At 58.1% G+C, this 23,282-nt stretch carries 17 protein-coding genes; 2 read left to right on the top strand and 15 right to left on the bottom strand.

The annotated features are described in order from the left end of the window. Positions 1-519: 519 nt before the first annotated feature. The 14 genes from JT718_RS01030 to JT718_RS00965 form a co-directional block, all read right to left on the bottom strand. Positions 520-792, bottom strand: a complete 273-nt coding sequence (locus JT718_RS01030) for a hypothetical protein (protein ID WP_205499809.1) — start codon at positions 790-792, stop codon at positions 520-522. 409 nt (positions 793-1,201) lie between these two features. Beyond that, positions 1,202-1,792: a LutC/YkgG family protein gene (locus JT718_RS01025; RefSeq protein WP_205499808.1), complete on the bottom strand. Its 591-nt coding sequence runs from the start codon at positions 1,790-1,792 to the stop codon at positions 1,202-1,204. Beyond that, a complete protein-coding gene (locus tag JT718_RS01020; protein WP_205499807.1) occupies positions 1,785-3,170 on the bottom strand; it encodes a lactate utilization protein B in 1,386 nt (461 codons plus the stop codon). The genes JT718_RS01025 and JT718_RS01020 overlap by 8 nt, the downstream gene beginning before the upstream one ends. Continuing rightward, a complete protein-coding gene (locus JT718_RS01015) occupies positions 3,170-3,913 on the bottom strand; it encodes a (Fe-S)-binding protein (RefSeq protein ID WP_205499806.1) in 744 nt (247 codons plus the stop codon). Before JT718_RS01015 ends, JT718_RS01020 begins: the two co-directional genes overlap by 1 nt. A 1-nt stretch (position 3,914) precedes the next feature. After that, complete coding sequence (locus JT718_RS01010) at positions 3,915-5,306, bottom strand: FGGY-family carbohydrate kinase (protein WP_205499805.1); 1,392 nt, start codon at positions 5,304-5,306, stop codon at positions 3,915-3,917. A 108-nt stretch (positions 5,307-5,414) separates the two neighbouring features. Continuing rightward, positions 5,415-6,689, bottom strand: a complete 1,275-nt coding sequence (locus JT718_RS01005; protein ID WP_205499804.1) for a sugar isomerase — start codon at positions 6,687-6,689, stop codon at positions 5,415-5,417. A 329-nt stretch (positions 6,690-7,018) separates the two neighbouring features. Next, positions 7,019-9,145, bottom strand: coding sequence for a bifunctional aldolase/short-chain dehydrogenase (locus JT718_RS01000; protein WP_205499803.1), 2,127 nt, complete (start codon positions 9,143-9,145; stop codon positions 7,019-7,021). A gap of 111 nt (positions 9,146-9,256) precedes the next feature. Beyond that, positions 9,257-10,309, bottom strand: a complete 1,053-nt coding sequence (rhaT, locus tag JT718_RS00995; protein ID WP_205499802.1) for an L-rhamnose/proton symporter RhaT — start codon at positions 10,307-10,309, stop codon at positions 9,257-9,259. Positions 10,310-10,776: 467 nt separating this feature from the next. Next, positions 10,777-11,661 carry a glycoside hydrolase family 43 protein gene (locus JT718_RS00990; protein WP_317195461.1) on the bottom strand — a complete coding sequence of 295 codons (885 nt, stop codon included), beginning with the start codon at positions 11,659-11,661 and terminating at the stop codon, positions 10,777-10,779. A 184-nt stretch (positions 11,662-11,845) separates the two neighbouring features. Further along, the gene (locus JT718_RS00985; RefSeq protein WP_205499800.1) at positions 11,846-13,123 is read right to left on the bottom strand and encodes a rhamnogalacturonan acetylesterase; all 1,278 of its coding nucleotides are present in this window, start codon (positions 13,121-13,123) and stop codon (positions 11,846-11,848) included. 368 nt (positions 13,124-13,491) lie between these two features. Then, positions 13,492-14,637 carry a glycoside hydrolase family 88/105 protein gene (locus tag JT718_RS00980; protein ID WP_240336851.1) on the bottom strand — a complete coding sequence of 382 codons (1,146 nt, stop codon included), beginning with the start codon at positions 14,635-14,637 and terminating at the stop codon, positions 13,492-13,494. A gap of 113 nt (positions 14,638-14,750) precedes the next feature. Continuing rightward, the gene (locus tag JT718_RS00975; RefSeq protein ID WP_205499799.1) at positions 14,751-15,584 is read right to left on the bottom strand and encodes a rhamnogalacturonan acetylesterase; all 834 of its coding nucleotides are present in this window, start codon (positions 15,582-15,584) and stop codon (positions 14,751-14,753) included. 72 nt (positions 15,585-15,656) lie between these two features. Then, the gene (locus JT718_RS00970; RefSeq protein ID WP_240336850.1) at positions 15,657-16,439 is read right to left on the bottom strand and encodes a rhamnogalacturonan acetylesterase; all 783 of its coding nucleotides are present in this window, start codon (positions 16,437-16,439) and stop codon (positions 15,657-15,659) included. Continuing rightward, positions 16,440-18,293 carry a rhamnogalacturonan lyase gene (locus tag JT718_RS00965; protein WP_205499798.1) on the bottom strand — a complete coding sequence of 618 codons (1,854 nt, stop codon included), beginning with the start codon at positions 18,291-18,293 and terminating at the stop codon, positions 16,440-16,442. 376 nt (positions 18,294-18,669) lie between these two features. On the opposite strand from JT718_RS00965, the gene JT718_RS00960 reads away from it, so the two are divergent. Further along, positions 18,670-19,956 (top strand): DUF4861 domain-containing protein, encoded by a 1,287-nt coding sequence (locus JT718_RS00960; RefSeq protein ID WP_205499797.1) that lies wholly within the window; start codon positions 18,670-18,672, stop codon positions 19,954-19,956. Between the two features lie 234 nt (positions 19,957-20,190). Here JT718_RS00960 and JT718_RS00955 read toward each other — a convergent pair whose 3' ends face one another. Beyond that, positions 20,191-21,753 (bottom strand): sialate O-acetylesterase, encoded by a 1,563-nt coding sequence (locus JT718_RS00955; RefSeq protein ID WP_205499796.1) that lies wholly within the window; start codon positions 21,751-21,753, stop codon positions 20,191-20,193. A 466-nt stretch (positions 21,754-22,219) separates the two neighbouring features. Between JT718_RS00955 and JT718_RS00950 the strand changes: the two genes are divergently transcribed. Then, positions 22,220-23,281 carry a glycoside hydrolase family protein gene (locus JT718_RS00950; protein WP_205499795.1) on the top strand — a complete coding sequence of 354 codons (1,062 nt, stop codon included), beginning with the start codon at positions 22,220-22,222 and terminating at the stop codon, positions 23,279-23,281. The last annotated feature ends 1 nt before the right edge of the window (position 23,282 follow it).

The raw sequence follows: 23,282 nt of genomic DNA, 5'->3' as shown, positions 1-23,282 counted from the left end.
GGCTACTCAATTAGAGTCGCGCTTTTCACAGCGTCGGGCAAAATCAACCGGTGCGGTCAACTTTTAGACAAGAGATAGAGATTACCCCAGCCCTTAAAGCCGGACCCAGTTGTCTGATATTTCCGGAACCCGATGTTCACGACTGACTGCCCGCCTAGGTATGAGGCAAGTACGGCAAAGCACAAGGGCAGGCGCCCTACTTTACATGACAAGGCAAGCTTTAGAAAGAAAGGGGGGTGAACGGTAAAAGAAAGGAGGATAGAGAAAGGCTCCTGACCAGAAGCCAGGCCACAAAGGGAAAATTAGTCAGCCACAGAAGCTGTTTAGAGGTGAAAACCAATCTTACCTGCTTTTGCCCCACAGGGAAGAGAAGCAGGCACTTAGGTACTTTGCCCCATGCATTTTGTAGGCGTTTTACCAAAAACACCCAAAAAAAGGATAGCAGCCACTTTGCCCCATTCCTTTACCAGTGGTTTACCGCCAAAGAAAACCCGAATCCACTGATTTCTGCAGCGGCACCTAGTAAATCACTAGTCTTGAGGCCTTGAGACCTAGATCAAGGAAGTAGTTTAAGTTGATGGCGGGCATCTTGCCGGAGGTCACTTCCTGTTTGGCCTCAGCCAAGGTATACACTACCCCGTTGGAGGGATCAAAGGCCCCTAGCGCCGTATGCCGGCCTTCCCGTTCCCCCTTCCTCAGGAACCTGATGGCAGAGTACAGGTCGGTGAAGGTGTGCTGGATGACAACCCCGTATCGTGAGGCCACCGCTATGATCTGTTTGGGTGAATCCATAATGAAACATTCCTTTCTTACATATAGAGATAATTTTCTGGCAAAGGCCTCCACGTGGCCCCTGCCGCACCTGGGGCTGATTCCTGGCCCGCTTTTACCTAAGCCCATCCTTCTTGTGCATAGAGCTCCAAACTGACGCAGGCAAGGTTTACGGCTCCAATGGGCTTACCTAGATTCCTGCTTTCAGCGGATAGCCCATGCGGTACAGTCATTGACCATAACTAATGTTTGTTACTGCTATGGAAGATATCTCCCCTTTCACAAGCCGGCCGGGTTCCCGTAACGTCTACACCTTATTATATTGGGAGGATTCTTTTACTAGAAGGACAAACCAGACAGCGCCTATTGGGCTCTGCTGCGCCTGTCCAGGAGCAGGTACCGGGAACCTGCCCCTGGGCCCTCTTTTCCGCTACTGCCCCATCAGAAACACGGTCAGGGTTCTGGGGCCGTGCGCCCCAAGTACCAGGGACTGCTCAATGTCGGCGGTTTTGGAGGGCCCGGCAATGAAGACGCCATACCCGTACTCGGCGCTCCCAATGCTGGCGTAGGCATCGTGCATTAAGGGCACCAGGCGGTCTTTGGGCAACAGGATGGCCAGGTGCTGACAGATGAACGGCACCACGCGCAGGCCCAGCACCTCCTCCGTCACCCAGCAAGCCCCGTTTTCGGCCACCCCAAAGTGCGCCTCCACAATGGCCAGGTCCACGTTGGCCAATTGATGCCGGTTTCGGTCTTCCAGCAAAGTGGCATCGGCGAAGGAGGACAGCTCCGGCACCCGGGAGATGATTCGGTGGTTGGCTTTAAAGTCATGGAACAGAATCTCCTGCACCTCCTCATAGCCCTTCACCCGGAACACCCTACTCCCGATGCCAACGGCCACCTGCGAAAACTTCTCCACCAGGTCAGGAGCCTCCAGTTGAAAGGTTGGTACCTCGGGCAGCGGCGTCAACGGAGGCTGGTTTTGCGCCACGGCGGTCAGGATTTGGTCTCTGCTACTCATGCGGTTTACGGTTTTTGCGGTACCACTCGCCAAACGACTCTTTGGGCGGCTGCGGCATTTCGCGGTGTTTGTACCAGGGGTTCATCTTATTGCTCACCAGGAAAGGCACGGTTTTCATGAACCACCGCCCCGCCTTCCCCGACAGCGTAAACGTCTTTGGAGAAGACAGCACCAGGTTCATGGCCTTCATGCCCACCGTCTTCTTCGGGTCGGCGTAGCCTTCCCGCACAATCACCTGCCGCCATTTGTAGAGCTGGTTGTGGATGTCAATCTTCACCGGGCACACGTTGGAGCAGGAGCCGCACAAGGTGGAGGCAAACGGCAAATCGGCGTGCTTCTTCATGTCCAGGTTGGGCGCCAGGATGGACCCGATGGGCCCCGCCACCGCCGACTGGTAACTGTGTCCGCCGCTCCTTCGGTACACCGGGCAGGTGTTCATGCACGCCCCGCAGCGGATGCACTTGAGCGAGTTCCTAAAATCTTCCCGCCCCAGCTGCACGCTCCGGCCGTTGTCCACCAGCACCAGGTGCAGTTCATGCCCGGGTCTTGGCATCTTGAAATGGCTGGAGTACGTGGTAATGGGCTGGCCGGTGGCGCTTCTGGTCAATAATCGTAAAAACACCCCTAAATCGGCGCGGCGCGGAATCAGCTTCTCAATGCCCATGCTGGCAATGTGCACATCGGCTAAATGCGCGCCCATATCGGCGTTGCCTTCGTTGGTGCAGACCACAAATTCACCGGTCTCGGCCACGGCAAAGTTCACGCCCGTTAAGGCGGCCTTGCGGGTCAGGAAGGTCTCGCGCAAATGCTGGCGGGCGGTTTCGGTGAGGATCTGCGGATCGGCCACGCCGGCCTGGGTGCCCAGGTGCATGTGGAAAATGTCGCCTATCTCCTCTTTCTTGAGGTGAATGCAGGGCAGCACAATGTGGCTGGGCGGCTCTTTGGCCAGTTGCACAATCCGCTCGCCCAGGTCAGAGTCAATCACTTCAATGCCGTGCTGCTCCAGGTAGTCGTTCAGGTGGCATTCCTCCGTAAGCATGGACTTGCTTTTCACCATCTGGGTGACCCCGTGCTGCTGCAGGATGGAATGCACAATCTGGTTGTGTTCCCGGGCATCGGCGGCCCAGTGCACCGTGATGCCGTTGGCCTGGGCGTTGGCCTCAAACTGCGCCAGGTACTGGCTCAGGTTAGACAGCGTATGGAACTTGATCTGCGAGGCCGTTTCGCGCAGCAGTTCCCAGTCAGGGATGGCGAAGGCGGCGCGGTCGCGTTTTTCCCGGATAAACCAGAGTGTTTCGTCGTGCCAGTTGACGCGGGGCTCGTCCTGGTTGAACCTATGGGCCAGGGCCGCGTGGTCTTTGGTGGGTTCCGTCTTCATCAGCCTATCTCCTGCGCGTTTAAGATCTCGGCGATGTGCATCACCTTTACGTTGCTTTTCTGCCGCCGCAGGATGCCTTCCATGTGCATGAGGCAGCTCATGTCGGCGCCGGTGATGAACTCCGCCTCGTGCTGCAGGTGGTCTGCCACGCGGTCCTTGCCCATTTTCACGGAGACGGCCTCCTCGGCCACGCAGAACGTGCCCCCAAAGCCGCAGCACTCGTCTTTCCGGGACAGCGGAATCAACTCCAGGTCCTGCACCAGGCGCAGCAGTTTCTCGGGTTTGGAAAAAGTGGGGGCCACCAGCTCCGACATCTGCGACAGGTGCAGCCCGCGCAACCCGTGGCAGCTCTGGTGCAGGCCTACCTTGTGCGGAAAGCGGGCGGGCAGTTGCTCTATTTGCAGGACATCGGTCAGGAACTCCACCAATTCGTAGATTTTCCCCCTGATGGCCTGGGCCTGGTCTTCCCGCTTCTCAGAGTGCAGGTGGTCTTTGACGTGCAGCACGCAACTACCCGAAGGCGACACGACGTAGTCAAACTCCGCGAAGTTCCGGACAAACAGCTCGTTGCAGTCTTTGGTGAGGTGCTCAAACCCCGAGTTGGCCATGGGCTGGCCGCAACAGGTCTGCCGCATGGGGTACACCACCTTCACGCCCGCCTTCTCCAGAAGTTCCAGCGTGGCAATGCCCGCGTTGGGGTAAAATTGGTTCACGTAGCAAGGGATAAAAAGCCCTACCGTCATACTAAGCCTCCTGATGGGTTACTGCGTAAAACTTTAATTCAATAAGGTCATTGGGCAGCGGTTTGGAGTTCCAGATGGGATGGATGGCCATGGCCGTACCAATAGCCGTTGCCTGCGCCAGCGAGGCGGCGTACACCTCCTTATCAGGGAAACAACTGGCCAGCAGGTTCATGTAGATGGCGTTCTTCCCGAAGCCTCCGTCCACAAAGATCCGCTTCACGCCCGTGCCCCGCAGCACCAGGTTGCTGGAGACCACCTGCTGCGCCACCAAGTCCAGCATAAACTGGTGGTACGCCTCAATGCCCGACGAAAAGGCGGCCAGGTCCCGCGCGGCAAACCCAGAGGTGGGCAACGCGCTCCCCTGCTCCTGCCAGCCGGCGGCTTGTTTGTGGCGCTGCTGCAGCCGGTGTATGATCTCCGGGTCGTACTCCATGGTTTTGAAGACTGCGGTGCTCATGTCAAAGTGAATGGCGATGCGCTTCATCTCCTGCTCGTGCTCGTAGCCGCCAAAGAACCTAGAGGCCTTCACCGGCTTGCCTTTGTACTGCAGGTAGCTCAGGCAATCCTGCTTCAGTTCTGCGGCAGTGAGCGGCGAGGTGTTGAACGGGTTGAGCGTGATGCACCAGGTACCGGTGGAGATAAGCGCGAACGGCTCCTGGAAATTCACCAGGTACGGGATCAGGGCCGCCGAGCTGTCGTGCAGCCCGATGCCTACTTTGTAGGTGTTTCCCGGAAAAGAGGCCGGAAACGCCTCATCGGCGCTTTTCAGGGGGGCCAGCTTCTCCCGCACGCCCTCCTCCTTTACCCAGGCGTGGTAATCGCCCGTGGTGAAATCCCAGAGGTTGGTATGGCAGCCCACGCTGGTGAGGTCGGTATAGAACTCCCCGGAGATGAGTGAGCTGAGGTACTGGGGCAGGTGCAGCGCGTACTTCACCTGCCGGAACACCTCGGGCTGCTCATACTTAAGCCGGTAAAGCTGCATGCCCGAGTTCAGGCTGCCCAGCACCGGCGAGGCGGTTTCCTTGGAAAGCTTCTCCTCGCCGCCGTAGGTGGCGTAGAACTGCTTTTTGAGATCTGCCGGGTAGGGTTTCAGGTAATTGTAGAGCGGGGTGAGGGGCTGGCCCTCCTCGTCTACGTACACGAAACTGGCCCCGTACGTGGCAAAGTTGATAGCCCTGACCTCAAACTCAGGGCGCTTGAACACGTCGCGCAGCGAGTCAAACACCGACAGCCGCAGGCTTTCCAGGTTCTCACAGGGGTCACCGTCTTCATCCACCGTCTCTATAAACTTAGCCGACCGCTCGTACACTATCCGGTAGTGCTCGTCAAAGAGGAACAGCTTTTTATTTGTCTTGCCTACGTCAAAGATGGCGATTACCGGAATCTTCTGCATGCCTGAATGAATTGACTGATGGAGAGAATGAGCGATTGAGAGAATGGAAGCAAATGGTACGCTTGGTTCTCTCAATCAAGCCAATATGTTGTTAGTAAAGAAAAACGCTTATAAACCTGATGAAACGGTTTTAAGTCCTCTTTCCTGCACCAGGTTCTCGCGCACTTTCAGTTGGCGGTACAACTGTAAAGCGTTCACGGCCCCGCCCGCTCTCAGCTGGGCCTCGGCCACCAACGGCCGTACGTCGGTGCGGAACGCATCCTGCAGGATTTCCTGGGCGCGGGCCACGTCATTCTGCTGTTGGGCCTCATGCAAGGCCACTCTGTCCACAATCAGGGACTGCGCGTAGGCGATCATAATGGCCTGCACCGATTGCAGCAGGTCTTCCAGCGGGTCTTTCAGGTTGTGCGAGGCGTCAATCATCCAGCCCAGGTCGGTGGCGTGGTTCATGCCGCGGGCGTCCATGCCTTCCACCAGCTCGTTGAAGATGAGGAACAACTGGTAGGGTTTGATGCTGCCGGCGGTGAGGTCATCGTCTGAATACTTGGAGTCGTTGAAGTGGAACCCGCCCAGCTTGCCTTCCATGAGGAGCAGGGCAACAATCTGCTCAATGTTGGCATTGGGCAGGTGGTGGCCCAGGTCTACCAGCGTGTAGGCTTTGGGGCCCAGTTTGTTGGCGTACAGCAGCGACTGCCCCCAGTCGCCCACGGTGGTGGAGTAGAAGTTGGGCTCAAAGGCCTTGTACTCTACGTACACTTTCCAGTTGTCGGGTAGGGCGGCGTACACTTCGTGCAGGCACTCCAGCGTGTTCTGGAACGCCTTCCGGAAATTCAGCTGGCCCGGGAAGCTGGACCCATCGGCGAGCCACACGGTAAGGGACTCAGAGCCCAGCTCAATGCCGTGCTTGATCACCTCAATGTTGTGGTCAATGGCCTGCTGGCGCACCGCGCGGTCCACGTGCTGCATAGACCCAAATTTATAGCTCTGCTTCTGGCCCGGCTGGTCCTGGAACGTGTTGGAGTTGACCGCGTCAAACTTGAGGCCATACTGCGCAGCCAGGGCCCGGGTGGCTTTGTAGTCCTGCGGAATGTCCCAGGGAATGTGCAGGGAAATGGCGCCGCTGGACCGGTTGAGGGCGTGCAGCAGGCCCACGTCTTCAATCTTCTCTTCCAGACTGCGGGGTTCGCCCCCGCCGGAGAACCGCCCGAAGCGGGTGCCGCCGGTGCCCAGGGCCCAGGAAGGGATGGCAATCTGGAAATCCACCAGCTTCTGCAGCACGTCTTCCACGTTGGAGAGGCCTTCGGCCAGGAACTCAAAGCGGCGGGTGTGCTGGGCCTGCTGGCGGTGGTTGAACTCGTCTATCTTATATTTCTCTAGTTGCATGGCTTTGTTTGGTAGTACCTCACCTCCGGCAAAGCAGAAGGCTTGGTGAATGCGTTTAAAGGTCGTTTTTCAGAAAACAGTCTAAAATCAGGATACGCTGTACTACAATTGGTCCACTTGCACTCCAATTGATTGTCCTCCTGAAAGGAGCTTGGAGCCGAACAGTTTTACTGGCAACAAATGCTTTTCTGGTTCGCTGCCAAGATTCTTTCAGGAGGACAGAAGCAGTGAAAGCTTCTTCAATTTGGAATTCTACCTAATGTAAGAACTCTCGCTTGCTTGTATTTTAGGACCGATTTTAAGCAAACAGCCCCAAAACGAAGCTTCTTCTATCTGGGGAAGGCCATGGCCACGCCGCCGTCTACGTTGAGCATGTTGCCGGTGGATTTGCTCAGCAAGCCGCCCACAAAGGCGAAACAGGCATTGGCGATGTCCTCGGGCAGGATGATCTGGTTGAGCAGGGTGCGCTTGGCGTAGTAGGCCGGCAGTTCCTCCACGGTGATGCCGTAGGCCTTGGCCCGGCCTTCGGCCCAGCCGCCGGCCCAGATGTTGCTGTCAGAAATCACCGCGTCGGGGTTCACCACGTTCACCCGTATTCCGTCGGCGCCCAGCTCGGCGGCGTTGAGGCGGCTCAGGTGCAGTTGGGCGGCCTTGGCACTGCCGTAGCCCGCGTTGTTGGGCCCGCTCACCAGGGCGTTCTTGCTCACAATGTTCAGCACATCGCCGCCAATGGCCTGCTTGCGCATCACCTCCGTGGCCGCCTGCGTCACGAAGAACTGGCCTTTCACCAGCACATCGTAGAGCAGATCCCAATCCTTCTCCTCATGGGCCTCAATGGTCTTGGAGATGGACAAGCCGGCGTTGTTGATCACGATGTCTACCCCCCCGAAGGCCAGGGCCGCCACTTCAAACGCCTCCTGGATCTGGTCTTCCTTGGTCACGTCCAGGGTGGCGGTGGCGTACGAATCCTTGCCGTACAGCTTCCTGAACTCCTCGCCGGCGCCTTGCAGCCGCTCCTCGTTCATGTCGTTGAGGATAACCACGGCGCCTTCCTCCACAAATTTCTTAGCGATGGCCTTGCCAATACCGCCGGCGCTGCCCGTAATCAGGGCAATCTTGCCCGAAAGTGCTTTAGGCTTGGGCATGCGCTGCAGTTTGGCTTCTTCCAGCAACCAGTACTCAATATCAAAGGCTTCCTGGCGCGGCAATGAGGTGTACTCAGAGATGGCCTCGGCGCCTTTCATCACGTTAATGGCGTTCACGTAGAACTCAGAGGCCACGCGGGCGGTCTGCTTGTCTTTGGAGAACGAGAACATGCCCACACCCGGGTACAGGATGATGACCGGATTGGTGTCCCGGATGGCCGGGCTGTTGGGGTGCTTGCAGCCCTCATAGTACTGCGTGTACATCTGGCGGTATTCCTCAAAAGCAGGCGCTAAACGCGCCTTTAGGGCCTTCACGTCTGAGAGGTCCTCGCCGGGCTCCAGGTCCAGCACCAGCGGGCTGATCTTGGTGCGCAGGAAGTGGTCTGGGCAGCTGGTGCCCAGGGGCGCCAGGCGGGCCAGGTCATTGGAGTTGATGAACTCCAGCACGCGGGCATCGTCGGTGAAGTGGCCCACCATGTGGCGCTCACTGGAGCAGAAACCACGCAGCACCGGTGCCAGGGCAGCCGCCTGCTGCAGGCGCTGCTCAGCCGGCAGGCTCTCTATCCTGGCTCCGCCAAAGGCCGGGCCGTTCTGGGCGAAGTTTTCCTCCAGGTACTCGGCGCACTGCTCAATCACCTCCAGGGTGTTCAGGTAGCTTTCATAGGCGGTGTCGCCCCAGGTGAACAGGCCGTGCGAGCCCAGCATGATGCCCCTGATGCCGGGGTTCTCGTCCAGGCACTGGCGCAGCTGCAAGCCCAGGTCAAAGCCCGGACGCTGCCAGTCTACCCACCCAATGGTGCCGCCAAACAGCTCCTGGGTGATGCGTTTGCCGTCTTTGGCCGCCGCAATGGCAATGGCCGCGTCTGGGTGCAGGTGGTCTATGTGCCGGAACGGCAGGAACCCGTGCAGGGGCGTGTCAATGGACGGTGCCTTGGAGGCCAGGTCAAAGATGCTGTGGTTGAACAGCTCCACCATCTCGTCTTCGTGCTCTATGCCGCGGTACACCTGCTCCAGGCTCCGGAGGCGGTCTACGTACAGGGCCGCCAGGCCGCTCTTCTTCAGCGTACCTATGTCGCCGCCCGAGCCTTTGATCCACATCACCTCGGTATCCTGCCCGGTCAGGGGGTCCTTGGCCGTAGTTTTGCAGGAGGTGTTGCCACCGCCGTAGTTTGTCAGGCGCAGATCAGCGCCCAACAGGTTAGAGCGGTAGATCAGCAACGCTACCTCATCGCCCTCCAATTCGGCCGCCTTGGCCTCGTCCCACAGATAGCTCACGTGCTTGAATGTGGTGTTCGTCTTTACTTCTGACATATGACACAAAATGAAAGTGTAGATTATTAGACTTTGCCTCCCTGGGGAGCGCCTATGGTTGAGTGTTTTAGGGTTGTTTTCTTGAAAACAGGCCGAAAAGGCCCCTGTGCGTTAGAGCGAGTTGCCGATACCTACGACTATGATGGAAACCATGATCACGGCCACGCCGGCCAGAATGGTGCGGAACGTTTTGCCTTGCACGCCCTTCCACTCGCCCAGGGCAATGCCCCACACGTTGGAGATCAGGATAATGAAGGCCATGTGCAGGATCCAGGAGCTGGCGCCGTTGCCCAGCTTGCTTTCGCCCATGCCGTAGAAGAAGAACTGCATGAACCAGGTAACCCCGGCCAGGGCCGAGAACAGGTAGTTTCTAAGGAGCGGGGTGTTTGGCTTGGCGTAATCGCCGAAGGTTTTGTTGCGGGCGTTCAGGATCATGCACCAGATAAAGTTGGTGGTAAGCCCTCCCCAGAGAATCACCACAAAAGTGACGTTGTTCTGGAACAGCGGGTTGCCCCCGTTCTGCACCGCTTCCAGGGCCATGGGCTTGCCCGCCTCAATGCCGTAGTTAAAGCAGGCGCTCAGGATGCCCGAGATGATGCCCACCGTGAAGCCTTTTTTGATGTCAAACTCCTTTACCCCCACGGCTTTCTCCTCGGTGGTCAGGTCTTTTTCCTTCATCATGCCGGCCCTGCCGCTCACGGCAATGCCCACCAGACAGATGAGAATACCCACCAACACTACCTGCCCGCCGGTGCTGTTGAGCATGCCGGTGAAGGTCTCGCCGGTGCCGTTGCCCACCAGGTCTCTATAAATAGGCGGCACCAGGGCCCCAAACGCCGAGGAAAAGCCCAGAATGAACGTCTGCCCCAGAGAAACGCCCAAATAGCGCATGCCCAACCCGAAGGTAAGCCCGCCAATGCCCCAGAGCAGGCCCATGAGGTAAGTCCAGAAAACGGTGCTGGCATCAGTACCGCTGATGATGCCCATGAAATTAGGCACGGTGAGCCAGGCCGCCACCAACGGGGCCAGGAGCCAGGAAAAGACCCCTCCTACAATCCAATACGTTTCCCAAGCCCAGCCTTTTACCCGCTTAAAGGGAATGTAAAAACTACCAGAGGCGAACCCGCCAATAAAGTGAAAAATAACGCCAAGAACCGCTTGCATAAAATGGGTTTACTGATAAGATGACTCAAGATAGAATAGTGTAAGAGAAACACTATCCTGTACTGTCATGCCAGACCAGGAATTGCAGGCGTTATTTGCGGCTTTATTATCAGAAATCCGGCCCAAAGCCGCGTCACCAGCCCCGTAAGTGGTTGCTCCCGTGGAAGTAGCATCAGGAAAGAGTGCCATTTTGGGTATTTCTACTGACTCGGGTATTTTCCTATAGTTCAATTTTGCGGATAGGTCCAGGCCTGCAGCGCTTCTGATCGGAGAATTTGCCTAGAATTACCCCTTGCAGGCAGTCCTTGCGAAAGTGCGGCTTAACGGGTAATTAGTGCGTTTTAGAACTTCTGCTCACCGCTTTAAAGCCATCATAACTTTTCTAGTAATCAAGGATTTGGCTTCTATTTTTAAGGAATAACACCAACAGATAGTATCCTTCTTTTTACGCGGAAGGTCAGGCTCAATTACTGGGTGAGTTTCCTGAATTCAGCTTTGGTGACTGTGAAAATAGAGCCGTGGCGCATGCCTTTGGGGAAGGAAATTTTGTCTGAGATATCCTCCCAGTTTTCTAAATCTTCTGACTGCACGGCACCCATGCTGTGGTCGCGGTATTTGTCAAAATAAACGATCCATTTTTTCCCCAGCCTGAGCGTGGTAGGGCCCTCTGCCCAGTAATTTCCGGTAATGGGTGCGCTGGCGGCGCTGTAGGGGCCGGTGAGATTTTTGCTGTACGCCACCTTCAGGTTTTTCTGGGCCGGCTCGCGGGTTTCGTCTTTCAGGAACATGACGTACCGGCCGCGGTCTGGCACAATGGTGGCGTCAATCACGTTAAAACCGGGTTCGTAGAGCAGTTGGGTGGGGCTGAAAGTCTTGAAGTCTTTGGTGGTGACGTAATACATGCGGTGGTTGTAAGCTTTGTCCAGCTGGGATTGGGTCTCAGGAAACAGGCCCGTGATGGTGGTGGCCCAGTAAATCATGTATTCCTTGCGCTGGGCATCATAGGTAATCTCGGGGGCCCAGGTATTGCGGGCGTTGGGCTCATGCGCCATCACGGGAATGAATTGCTGCGCCGACCACTGCCGCAAATCAGGGGAACTGGCGTACCCAATGCCTTTCTCGTTCCAGCTCACCGTCCAGACCATGTGGAACCGGCCATCGCCGCCCCTGATGATGCAGGGGTCACGCATTAGCTTGTCTTGCCCGGCCGTGGGCTTCAGGAAAACAGAGTCGTTTTTAAGGGCTTTCCACTGATATCCGTCCAAACTGTAGGCTAGGTGCAGGCCGTCTCCATTTCCTTTGAAATAAGAGAAAAGATGCACCTGCTCCTCCTTGGTTTTCGGTGGCAGCACCGCGCAGGAGGCAAAGAAAAAAAGCCCCCAAAAAGAGCAGATTATTCTTCTCATAACAAGGAAATAAGTAACGTAACGGCAGCCCATGGAGCGGTCAATTTCAAAAGTTTCATTCTCCTGAAAACAAGGCGTTTTGCCAGAAACTGCCTAAAAACAAGCTTCCCTTCTGGCCCCATTTCTTGCCTTAATTGCCATCTGGTTTTAGCAGGCTAGACTTAGGGCTGGCGGGCCACTGGAACTGGGAAAATGGCTCCGGGTTTTTAGGATCATAGGGCGGAGTTTCCACCAGGTAATGGGCTAAGCCCAGCTGCTTGGCTTTGATTTCCTGCACCATAATTCTGGCAATCTGGTACGCGCCGTAGGTGTTGAAGTGCGTGTTGTCGTTCAGGTTCTTCTCTGGGTAAATGACGAACGCGTTTTTGGAGCCTTCCACCCCCAGGGCCTCGTACAGGGTGGTGGTATGCGCCGTTAAGTCAATGAGCGGAACCTTCTCGGCCTGGGCCACCTTGCGGGCGGCGTCTGGGTAGTCGCCGTGCGAGTTGGTCATCTGGCTGGCCTCGTTGAAGGAGCGCCGCGCCGTGGGCGTCACAATGACGAGATGGGCGCTCTTTTTCTTGATTTCCTGGGCGAAGTGGTGCAGGCGCTGGGTGTAGGATTTGTAAGCCCCGTCGTTGGGTCCTTTCTCCTTCTCGTCGTTATGCCCGAACTCCACAAACACGTAGTCGCCGGGCTTCATGAGGCTTAAAATCTTCTCCAGCCGCTTGCTGTTGATGAAACTCCGCAACGACAGCCCCGACTCGGCGTGGTTGGCAATGGCCACCCCGGGTTTGAAGAAGCGGGGAATCATCTGGCCCCAGGACGCCCAGGGCTCCTCGTCCTGGTTCACCACCGTGGAATTGCCCGCCAGAAAAACGGTAACCTGGTCCTCTACCCTGCTAATCTCCAGGGCGGCGAGGGCGGGCTGCAAGGCAAACTCCAGGGTGAGCTTGTTGTCCCAGTCCAGTTTGGTGAGTTCGCGGGGTTTCAGGCTCACCTGGCTGTGGGCATTGATCTTCCGGTCTTTGATATGGACGATGAACGACTGGGTCACGAACTTGCCCGGTTGGGTGGCCACGTTCTCCAGCATGAGGCGCCTGGATTCTGCCTTTACCGTGGTAAGCGTGCTGCCTATCCGGTCGCCCAGCGTAACGGTGACCTTGTAGTTGCCCTCGGGCACGTCTACCGAGAAGTAGAAAGGCGCCGCACTGGTGACAAAATCACCGGTTAAGGCCTCCTTGCCTCCCCTGTCTACCGCTTGCACGGGCGTGGCCGGATCAAACCCGTACCCGGTTTTCTCAGAGTACACGTCGGCGGCGGTGACCCGGGTATAGCCTTTCGCCACCTTCCCGCTCCCGAAGTCAAACTTAAAAGCCGTTTTCTGAGCAAAGGCCGAATTCCCCAGCAAGAGTAAGCCCAGCCCCATCGCTCGGAGCCGGTTTATCCATCTACTTTCGCGGGGAGCGCGAAGAACAGGTTTGGCCTTGTTTTGCATAAAACGGTTTAAAAACTTGGTTGCAACTCTTGGTGAAGCCCCTGCCGGCATGAACCCACAAACAAGCGCAGGCCAGCCAGCGTTATGAGCCTGTTTTCAGGAAATCAGCCCCTAAACAGCAGGCACAAAAACCATTTGCGAGCAGTCTGAGCCGTGGGCAGAAAGGCCAGTTTTCTGAAGTTTCGGGACGAGAACAGTGGGCAGACAAGCCGAAGCCCGCCGGGGAACCTAGCAGGCAAGGCAAAAGAACCGACAGCCATGCTGGGCTCTTCTGCCTTGCCTGCAGGGTAAGAGGTGATTTATTTCATTTTCATGATCTCGGTGCCGGCCAGCAGGAAGCAGCCCAGCCCGTAGTCTTCAAAGTCTGGTTTGCTGGTATAGGATACCGGCTGCCCGTCTTTGGGCTCTTTGCCGGTGCCCTGCAGGTAGCCCAGGAATCCGTTGGGGTGCACGGCATCTTTTTCCATGGCGTTCCAGGCTTTGGTGATGATGGGCAGGTACTTTTCTCTGTCCAGCAAGCCGTTGTTCACGCCCCAGGCCATGCCGTAGGCGAACAGCGCCGTGCCCGAGGTTTCCTTGCCGCCGTAGTGGGTGGGGTCTTCCAGGCTCACGTTCCAGAAGCCGTCTTCCCGCTGCAGTGGCACCAGGGCGTTGATCATCTCCAGGTAGGTTTTCTGGTACTCCTCGCGGTAAGGGGCGTCTTTGGGCATGATCTCCAGCACCTTCACCAGGGCCGCCACTACCCAGCCGTTGCCCCTGGACCAGTAAATGTCTTTCCCGCCAGGCGAAGTCACCGGGGGCACAAAGTCCTTGTCGCGCCACCACAGGCCCTCCTGCTTGTTGTACAGGCCGCCGCCTATCTGGTTCTTGGAGGCGTTGTAGAGCTGGTACATTTTCTCATAGTACCGGTTATCTTTGTAGATCACGCCCAGTTTGGCAAACACGGGCATGGCCATCTGCAAGGCGTCAATCCAGGTCCAGTCGTCTACCTTGTCGCTGTTGACCATGTAGTCAATGGACTGCTTGATGTCTCTGATGCGCTCTGGCTTGGGGTCCATGAGGTACAGGTCAATGTAGGTCTGGCCCGCGGTGTGATTGTCGGCGTGGCGGGTCTTGACGCCCCCGGCCAGGCCCCACTTGTGCTTCTCACCCCAGTCCACGGCATAGTCATAGTAGCGCTTCTGCGGGTCGACCTTGTAGAGGGCCATCAGGCCTTCGTAATACACGCCCCGGGTCCAGATGTTGCTGGGCCGCGTTTTGTTGGTGGTAATGGACAGTCCCGGGTCGGGCCACTTCTCCATGAAATAGTTATTGGTGAGCCGTAGGGTCTTCAGGATCTTCTTCTTTTTGGGCAATTTGTCTCCCTTGGCCTGCACAAAGCTGAAGACCAGCAGAAAGCTCAACAGGAAGAAACTTCTTAACAAGATTACGCGGTGTGTCATCATTGGGGTATGTAGTTGAAGGTTACTTTGGTTCTTGTGTTCATGGCCTTCGGGGCCGGTGTTTTGGAGCTGTTTTTGGGAAAAGGCCCCTGAAACAGGAAGTCCAGCCCGGGCCGCTACCGCCTGCTTACCTGGCTTTCCTGGCGCAGGTATTTATTCAGTTCCAGTTTCCGGTTTTGCCTGATGCCCTGCACCACGGCCTGGGCATTTACCCGGGCCCCGGCCTCTAGGGTGTGGGTGTGGTCTTTGGTGTTGAAGTACGAGGCCCTCACTGCCGCCTCCCCTTCTTTCTCGTACCGGTCGGCAAGGAGTTGGTTCAGGTCAATGAACCAGGCGTTCTGCTGCCGGGCTGCCTGGGCCGCCCACAGGCCATAATCCTGCGCGTTACGGTTGGCCTTGCCGTCTTTCCAAAGGTTGCGGGGCACCGGCGACAGCACGATGGCGGTAGCGCCCCGGGCCTGAACCTCCGCGATGAACTGGCGCAGGTACCACCCGTACGAGTGCACCGTTTCCGGCTTTTTGGTGATCAGGTTCACAATCTCTTCCACGTCATCGGAGTTGTTTTTGAGGGTGCCGCGGGCGCGCAGGGTATCGTTCACCGGGCTGCTGTCATTGTGCCCAAACTGGATCATCACAAAGTCGCCGGCTTTCACCTTAGGCAGCACCTTGCCCCAGTGCCCCTGCGTGCGGAAGGTTCGGCTGCTGGTGCCGCCCAGGGCGTGGTTTTCCACCGAGATTTTGGTAGTGTCAAAGTGCCCGGCCAGGAAACTCCCCCAGCCCCAGAGCCCGCCATCGCCTTTGCCCTTGCCGTTCTTCACGGTAGAGTCGCCAATCAGGAACAGGGTGGGCCTGGCCTGGTGCTGCTTCACAACCGCGCACGAGGCCGCTACCCCCAGACAGAGCAGGAAGCACCAGGTGGTAAAATAGTTGGTAGGTAGAAAGCGGAACATAGGCTAAGGGTAAGTTACATCTAAAGAACGCGGTTGAAAAGACAGCCTGCAAGCAAAGCGCGGCCAAGGGCGTCAGGTTTTCCTGAGGTATCTGGCCAAAGGGTGCTTTTTAGCTTTCCTGATGCCTTCCGCCACCGAGGCGGCGTTGAGCCGGGCCCCGGCGAGGTTGGTGTGCGTGTGGTCGGTGGGGAAAAGCGCCTTGACCTTCTCGGGGCCCAGGGCGTTGTATTTATCGGCCGTGATCTGGTTCAAGTCCACAAACAAGACCCCCTCCTGCTGGGCTACCTCGGCGGCCCACTTCCCGAAGCTGTCGTTGGCCAGCACCACCTTGCCGTCTTTCCACTGGTTCCTCGGGATCATGGAGGCAATAATGGGGGTGGCTCCCTTGGCCCGGGCTTCGCGCACAAACTTGCGCAGGTACCAGCCGTAGGTGTGCACCACTTCCTTTTGCCCGTTGGGCCAGGTGAGTTCCCTGGTTTCGGGGCCCGTGCCCCGCAGCACGCCCCGGTAGCCCGCCCTGCTGGTGTCTGGCACGCTGCCTTCATTGTGCCCGAACTGCATGAGCACAAAATCACCGGGCTGCAGGGTAGCCAACACCTTCTCCCAGCGTTTCTCCTTGACAAAGGTGCGGGTGCTGCGGCCGGCCATGGCCTGGTTGCTGACGCGTAGCTTGGTGGTATCCAGCTGCTCTGCCATGTAAGAGCCCCAACCGGCGTACCCCTCATTGGTGTTGCGCACGGTAGAGTCGCCTATGATGTAGAGCGTGGGCCGGGCCTTTTGGGTAAACCCAGCCAAAAGGCCCACTCCCAGAACCAGGAAGAAGCCCAACGCCATGATGTTTCTGGATTGTATCATTTACTGTATTCCTTTTCTGGGCTTCATGACTTTAATGGGTATGCGCTTAACCTGCTTCGGGCCGTGGCCCAGGTAGAAGCTGGGGTGCGGCGGTTGGTTGTAGGCCACGTTCTGCCACGCAATGGCCAACCGGTACTGCGGATCATGCATGAGCGTGGGCAGCCGGTGCGGGGTGGGCAGGTTGGTGGTAAAGATGCGAAGCTCTTGGTTGTCTCTCGTCCGGAAGATGACCTCTTCCCGCCAGTCGCCCAACAGATCGGCGCTCAGGGTGGGGGTTGACTTGGAGCCGTTGTTGGAAACGCAGCCCTCGGCGGTGAACAGCCGGCCCCCGTTGTACTTGTCAATGTAGTTCCCGTTCAGCAGCTCGCGGGTAAGGTCGCCGTCCCACCACACCACAAAGTTGGTGGAGGGCGGGTTCTTCCCTATCCTTTCGCCCCTGAGGTTGAGCAGCCCCTGCGAGCCCGAGAACCACATTTCCGCCCCCGGGTTGGCAGGGTCTATATCGGCGGCCACGCCGCGGCCCACGTCGTGGCCTTCCAGGCCTTGCCACAGAATCTGGCCGGTTCTGGCGTCATACAGCGCGGCTCCCGGACCGGTGGTATTGGTTTCGTTCTCGTGTATCCCAAACACCTCCAGCCCCGGGCGCTCGGGGTCCAGGTCTGTCACGTGCAGGGCATCGCCGTGGCGCAGGCCGGTGGTGAACAGTCCCTGGCCGTTGTCGTCTACCACCATGGCCCCGTAGATGATTTCGTCCTTGCCGTCCTGGTCCACGTCGGCAATGCTCAGGCCGTGGTTGCCCATGCCGGAATACGGGTTGTTCCGGTCTTTTGAGTCAAAAACCCAGCGCGAGGTCAGTTGCCCGTTGCGGTAGTCCCAGGCGGCGATCACGCTGCGCCCGTAGTAGCCACGGCACATGAGCACGCTGGGCAATTCGCCGTCTAAGTACACGGCCCCGGCCACAAAGCGGTCTACCCGGTTGCCGTTGGCGTCGTTTGAGCCGTTGCCGCCCACCCCGCCCCAGCCGCCCAGGTCGCCGCGGCCCGGAATGTAATCGGCGGTGGCCAGGGCCGCCCCGGTAAGGCCGTCAAACACGGTGAAGTACTCGGGGCCCTGCAAGATCTTGCCGTTGGCGTCGCGCCAGTCTTTGGAAGGGTCGCCAATGGTTTTGCCGGTTCCGTCGGTGGTGCCGTCGGCGGTCTTGCAGGCGAACTCGGCTCGGCCGTCTCCGTCCAGGTCCATCACGATAAACTGCGTGTAATGCGCCCCCTCGCGGATGTTCTTGCCCAGGTTGATGGACCACAGCAGGGTACCGGTAAGGGTGTAGGCCTGAAAGATAGGCTCATCGGTAAAGCCTTTGGCCGGGGTGTCCAGGCTGCGGCCGGTTTGGTGCAGGATAATCTCGTAGGTGCCGTCGCCGTCCAGGTCTCCCACCGAGGCATCGTTGGGAGTGTACCCCTTGGGGGTCTCTAATTTGATGGACAGATAGTTTTTTGCCCACAGTTGCACAGGCTCAGAAGCGGCCTGTTCCTTGCCGTGGAGCACGGACCGCACAAAATAGCTGGTCGGCTGCGGTCCAGGGGCATGGGCATCCACAAAGTTGGTGCTGTGGAGGAGCGGGGCTTTGTTCAATTTCACGGGTTTCTTCTTGCCCACCACGCGGTACACGTTGAAGGCGATAGGGTCAGGGTCGGTGCCCAGCATTCGCCACCCCACGTACACCGAATCTGCACCCTTCGGCACCGCCACCAGCCCGCGGTCTAAATACTCCATTTGCCGTTGCGCCCACGCCGGCCCCGCGCCCAGCAGGGCCAGGCAGAGGAAGAGCGTGTTACGTACAGAGGGAGCTAGAGTCATGGTTTTTGTTGTAAGAAAGCACCTTGCCTAGGCCTTGGTTTTGGGGCTATTTTCATGAAAAAGGCCCCAAAACGGCTGGCCGATACTTTTCGGGCGGCCTGGGAGGCGGTTGGCAGCAGAGCCGCCAAAATTTACGCCTTCGCCCCTGCCCGGTCTTTCATTGAACCGAAATGTACCAACCGGTGCCGCGCTTTCTATCCTGCACTATCCTGCCAGTACTTCTAATTGGAGCGCAAACCTTCATCATAGCCCCTGCGGCGGGGTGGTTCCTTTAAAAACAGGGCAGCGCAGGATTGTGGGCTCCGCTGCCCTGGCTACCTTTGGAACTACGAACAACCAACAGTTGGTCCTTCGGCCAGCCTTAAATGAACCTGCCATGGAAAGAAAATGCCTCTTTGTCTCCTTTCTCACGCTGAGCTGCTCCCTTGCTTCCTGCGTGGCGCACCAGGAAGTGGTGCTCACCAACCGGTCCTCAGTGGCCCTGACCGACAAGGCCATCACCCTCACCCGCAATCAGCTCAGGAACGTACCCGCCGCCACTGCTTTTCCGCTGTTACTGGGCCAGAACGGCGACACCATTGCCTCCCAGCTGGATGACCTGGACGGAAATAACCAATGGGACGAACTGTTCTTTGTCACCAACCTGCCTGCCAACGGCAAACAGACCGTACGCCTGGCCTGGGTAGACGCCAAGCCGCAGTACACCCCGCGCACCAGTGTTAAATTCGGGAAGCGCACTTCCCAGCACACGCCCGTGCAGCCCCGCACCAGTGATACCCTGTGGGCCAACCAATTGCCCAAAAGCCCCGGCTACGGCTACCAGCCCTACCAGACCGATGGCCCCATGTGGGAGAACGACAAAGTAGGCTTCCGGCATTATTTTGACGGACGCAACGCCAAAGACCTGTTCGGGAAGCGGGTTTCCTATATGTCGCCCGAAATGGTGGGCCTCAGCGCCACCGGGGCCGTGGAAGACAACTACCACGTGATGCAGGACTGGGGCCGCGACATCATGGCGGTGGGCAACTCGGCTGGTATCGGGGGCCTGGCCCTCATGATCGGCAACGAGTTCTACCGCCTGGGCATCTTACCCAATGACTCGGTCAACAACGTGGAAAGCTCCAGCTTCAGGATTCTCACCGAGGGTCCGGTCCGGTCTAAGATGGAGCTGGTGCACCGCAACTTCAAACCAGACGGTACTGGGCGCACCTATACCATCAAAGAGCAGCCCGCCATCTGGCCCGGCATGTACGCCTACCAAAACACCGCGGCCATCTCCGGCCTCAAAGGCGATGAATTCCTGCTCATTGGCATGAACAACCTAGACCGCACTTTTCCCCTGCAGGAGATCCACGTGGACGACCAATGGACTGTGCTGCTCACCCACGACCGGGAAACCTACAACAAAGAATGGATTCTGGGCCTGGCGCTGATTGTGCCCCGCAGCACCTACCAGGGCTACACCGAGGCTCCCACCTCAGGCCGCCTGGCCCAGGGCTATTTCGCCAAGATGAAACCGCGGGACAACCAACCCATCACCTATTACGCCGTGGGCGGCTGGGAACTGAGCAACGAAGCGTTTAAAGACGCCGCCTCTTTCCGGCAGTACGTGGTAGACCTGGCCCGCCAGCTAACCGCTGACGTGGAAGTACAGGTGAAATAACCCAGCAGGAAATTTTCCGCCAGCGGACGTTTCCTGCTACCCAAAAGCCTCCCTGTTTCCGGGCCGTTTTGTTGTAAACGGCCCGGAAACAGGGAGGCTTTTTTATCTAAACGGCGCTTTTATTCAGCGATATTTTAGAAGTAAAACGGCACACTTACCGGCTTTCGTTAAACCAACTAAGCGGACAAGGATGAGAAGTAACTTTCCGGCGAAAGCAGGCATTTCTCTTGATTTCTAAAGTTTCCCATAGGTATCGGCGGGCCAGGTATCGGTGCGGAAGGGGGAAGCGGGCAGGCCGGCCTGGTTGAACAGGTTGGGAAGGGGCACCTTCTTCCAAGCGAACCTCACCGCCACGGGGTTCTTCACCCCATCGCTCCACACCACCACGGTATTGCCTTCTATGCGGGCCTGCGCCGGCATGAATTTCTGGTCAGCGCCCGCTATGGTGAACTCGGCCAGGGGCCCGTCTTTGGCCACCAGCCCGCCGCCCACATGGTCAAATGTCAGCCTGATGCGGTCTCCCTCCTGGGTCAAGGATTTGTAGATGGGCCCGGAATACACCACTTTTTTCTTCCCGTAGTCTTTGGCCAGCGCCCACAGAGCCAGCCGCTTGCCCACCACCTGCTTGTTTCTGGGGTGGATGTCAGTAGAGTCGCCAACATCGGTGGTCACGACCATGCCGGTGTTGGCGACGGTCTGCATGGTGAGCAGCTGGGCTTCCCTGATTTCGGGCCGCTGGCCGCGGTGCGGGGTAATCTGCACAAAGTAAAACGGCAGGTCTTTCTTCCAGACCGTGCGCCAGTTGGCGATCATGGCCGGAAAAAGGGTGCGGTACTGGTACGCCCGGTCACTGTTAGACTCGCCCTGGTACCAGAGCACGCCCTTGCTGGTGAACGGCACCAGCGGCGCGATCATGGCGTTGTACAGCTGCGAGGGCGCTTTGTTGCTGGTGGGGTTGGTGGGCTTTTTGGGCGCGGGCTTGGGTTCCTGCCCACTTCCCTTGGCTGCTTCGGCCTCTTTCTGCCACTTCTCCAGCTCGGCGGTGTACGTTTTCATGGCGGCTGGGTAGGCGGTGAGCGCTTGCTTGTACCGCTCCAGAATAGGCCGTAAGTCGGCGTTGGCTTCCAGCACCTCTTTTTGGGTCCAGCTTTCGGCGGGCGTGCCACCCCAGGAGGAGCTTATCAGCCCCACGGGCAACCCGGTTTCCTGGTGAATTTCGCGGGCGAAGAAGAAGGCCACCGCCGAGAAATCGCCCACTGTCTGGGGGCTGCACACCTGCCAGTTGCCCCGCACATCGGGCTGCGGCTCGTCGGCGAGTTGCTGTTCTACCGTGAACATCCTGATCTGCGGAAAATTGGCCTGCGCCATTTCCTGCTGGTGGTTCACCACGCCTTTGGCCCAGGTAGAGGTCTTGCTGGGACCTACCGGGAAAAACATATTGCTCTGGCCAGAGCAAAGCCAGACTTCGCCCAGCAGCACGTTCCTGAGTTCAAGGGTGGTGCTGCCTTTGAAAGTGAGCGTGTACGGTCCGCCGGCTTTGGTGGTGGGCAAGGTTACCTGCCAGGCCCCCTGGGCGTTGGCGGTGGTTTTCACGCTCTTCCGGCTCCAGCTCCCCGAAACTTCCACTGCCTCGCCGGGGGCTGCCCAGCCCCAGATGGCTACGTCTGATTTCTGCTGCAGCACCATGTTGTCTGCGAAGAGGGCGGGCAACTTTACCTGGGCCCACAGCTGGCTGCTTGCACACAGAAGCAGCAGCAGGAAAACGGATACTCTGGTTACGCGCGGGTTATGCTTCATGTCTAAGCCTTTTTGGGTGAGTGGTTCGCTACGTTTTGGTTGGAAAGCGGGAAGGGCCCGCGTTCAAGGTAAGGCAAAGCTATTCGCTGGGCGGGCCAAAAGTATCCTGTGGTGTAGGGTAAGGTTGAAGGGGTGGCAAATTCTATAAAAAGCGCTGCTTAATGGTTCTTTGGATGACTGCGAAGGCAGGCCGAAGGAATCGGGTCAGCGCTACGGTTTTGCGCCATTCCCTGGAAAAAGCCCCGGAAACGCCAATCCTGGGTATGGGAAAATTTAAGCCGATTGCGTCCCTTTCCATCCAGTACAAAAACAGCCCGGCTTAGCAAGAGAGTAACGGCTTCCACAGGATAGCACAGGATAGCCCCGAGCCGTTTTCGGGCTACTTTTAGGAAAATAGGCCCAGAAAGCCCATACCATCTAACCAACAGATTTCGCCTTGATTAACGTGACTTCCGCAAGGATACATTTGCTGCCGCGGACGATGGCCTCCGGCCTGGGGAACGGCGGCCTGCTCCTGCTCTTTTTGCTGAGCCTGGCCGGTTGCGCGCCGCCTGCCCTGAGCCAGAAGCCGGCGCCCAAGCCCCTGTACGCTGATCCAGTTTTCGATGGGGCCGCCGACCCGGTGGTGATCTATCACCAGAAAGAAAAGAAGTGGCTGATGTTCTACACCAACCGCCGGGCCACCCATGCCCAGGCCGAGGGCGTGACCTGGGTGCACGGCACCCGCATCGGCATCGCCCAGTCGGTGGACGGTGGCACCACCTGGACCTACCGCGACACCGCCAACATCAACTACCGCCCGCACCCCGGCTACACGCACTGGGCTCCCGAGGTGATAGAACACCAGGGCCTCTACCACATGTACCTCACCTACGTGCCCGGCACGTTCCCCGACTGGAAACACCCGCGCCACATTGTGCACCTCACCAGCCCCGACGGTTTCAACTGGGAATACCGCTCTACCCTGCCCCTGGTCACCGACAAAGTGATTGACGCCAGCGTGTACCGGCTGCCCAACGGCACCTGGCGCCTGTGGTACAACAACGAGCGCGACGGCAAATCCATTTATTACGTCGACAGCCCAGACCTCTTCCACTGGCAGGACCAGGGCAAAGCCCTCCAGGCCCGGGGCGAAGGGCCCAAGGTGTTCAGGTGGAAAGACCAGTACTGGATGATTTTAGACGCCTGGAAAGGGCTGCAGGTGTTCAGATCAGAGGACCTGCTTACCTGGCAACCGCAGGAGGAACGCCTGCTGGAAGAGCCGGGCACCGGTCCCGAGGACCAGGCCATGGGCGGCCACCCCGATGTGGTAGTGGCCGGCGACCGGGCCTTTTTGTTCTACTTCACCCACCCGGGTCGGGCCAAAGCCCATCCGGCCCCGGCCCACTCCGTGGCGGCAAAGCGAAGCGTCATCCAGGTCACCGAACTGGTCTACCACAACGGCAAACTCACCTGTGACCGGGACCAGCCTGTGTACATCACCTTGCCCACGGGCAAATCCCTTTCCGCCAAACGGCTGAAACGCTAAC

Source organism: Rufibacter psychrotolerans (genome assembly GCF_016924645.1).
Classification (GTDB): Bacteria; Bacteroidota; Bacteroidia; order Cytophagales; family Hymenobacteraceae; genus Nibribacter; species Nibribacter psychrotolerans.
This window is presented reverse-complemented; position numbering and strand designations above follow the sequence as displayed.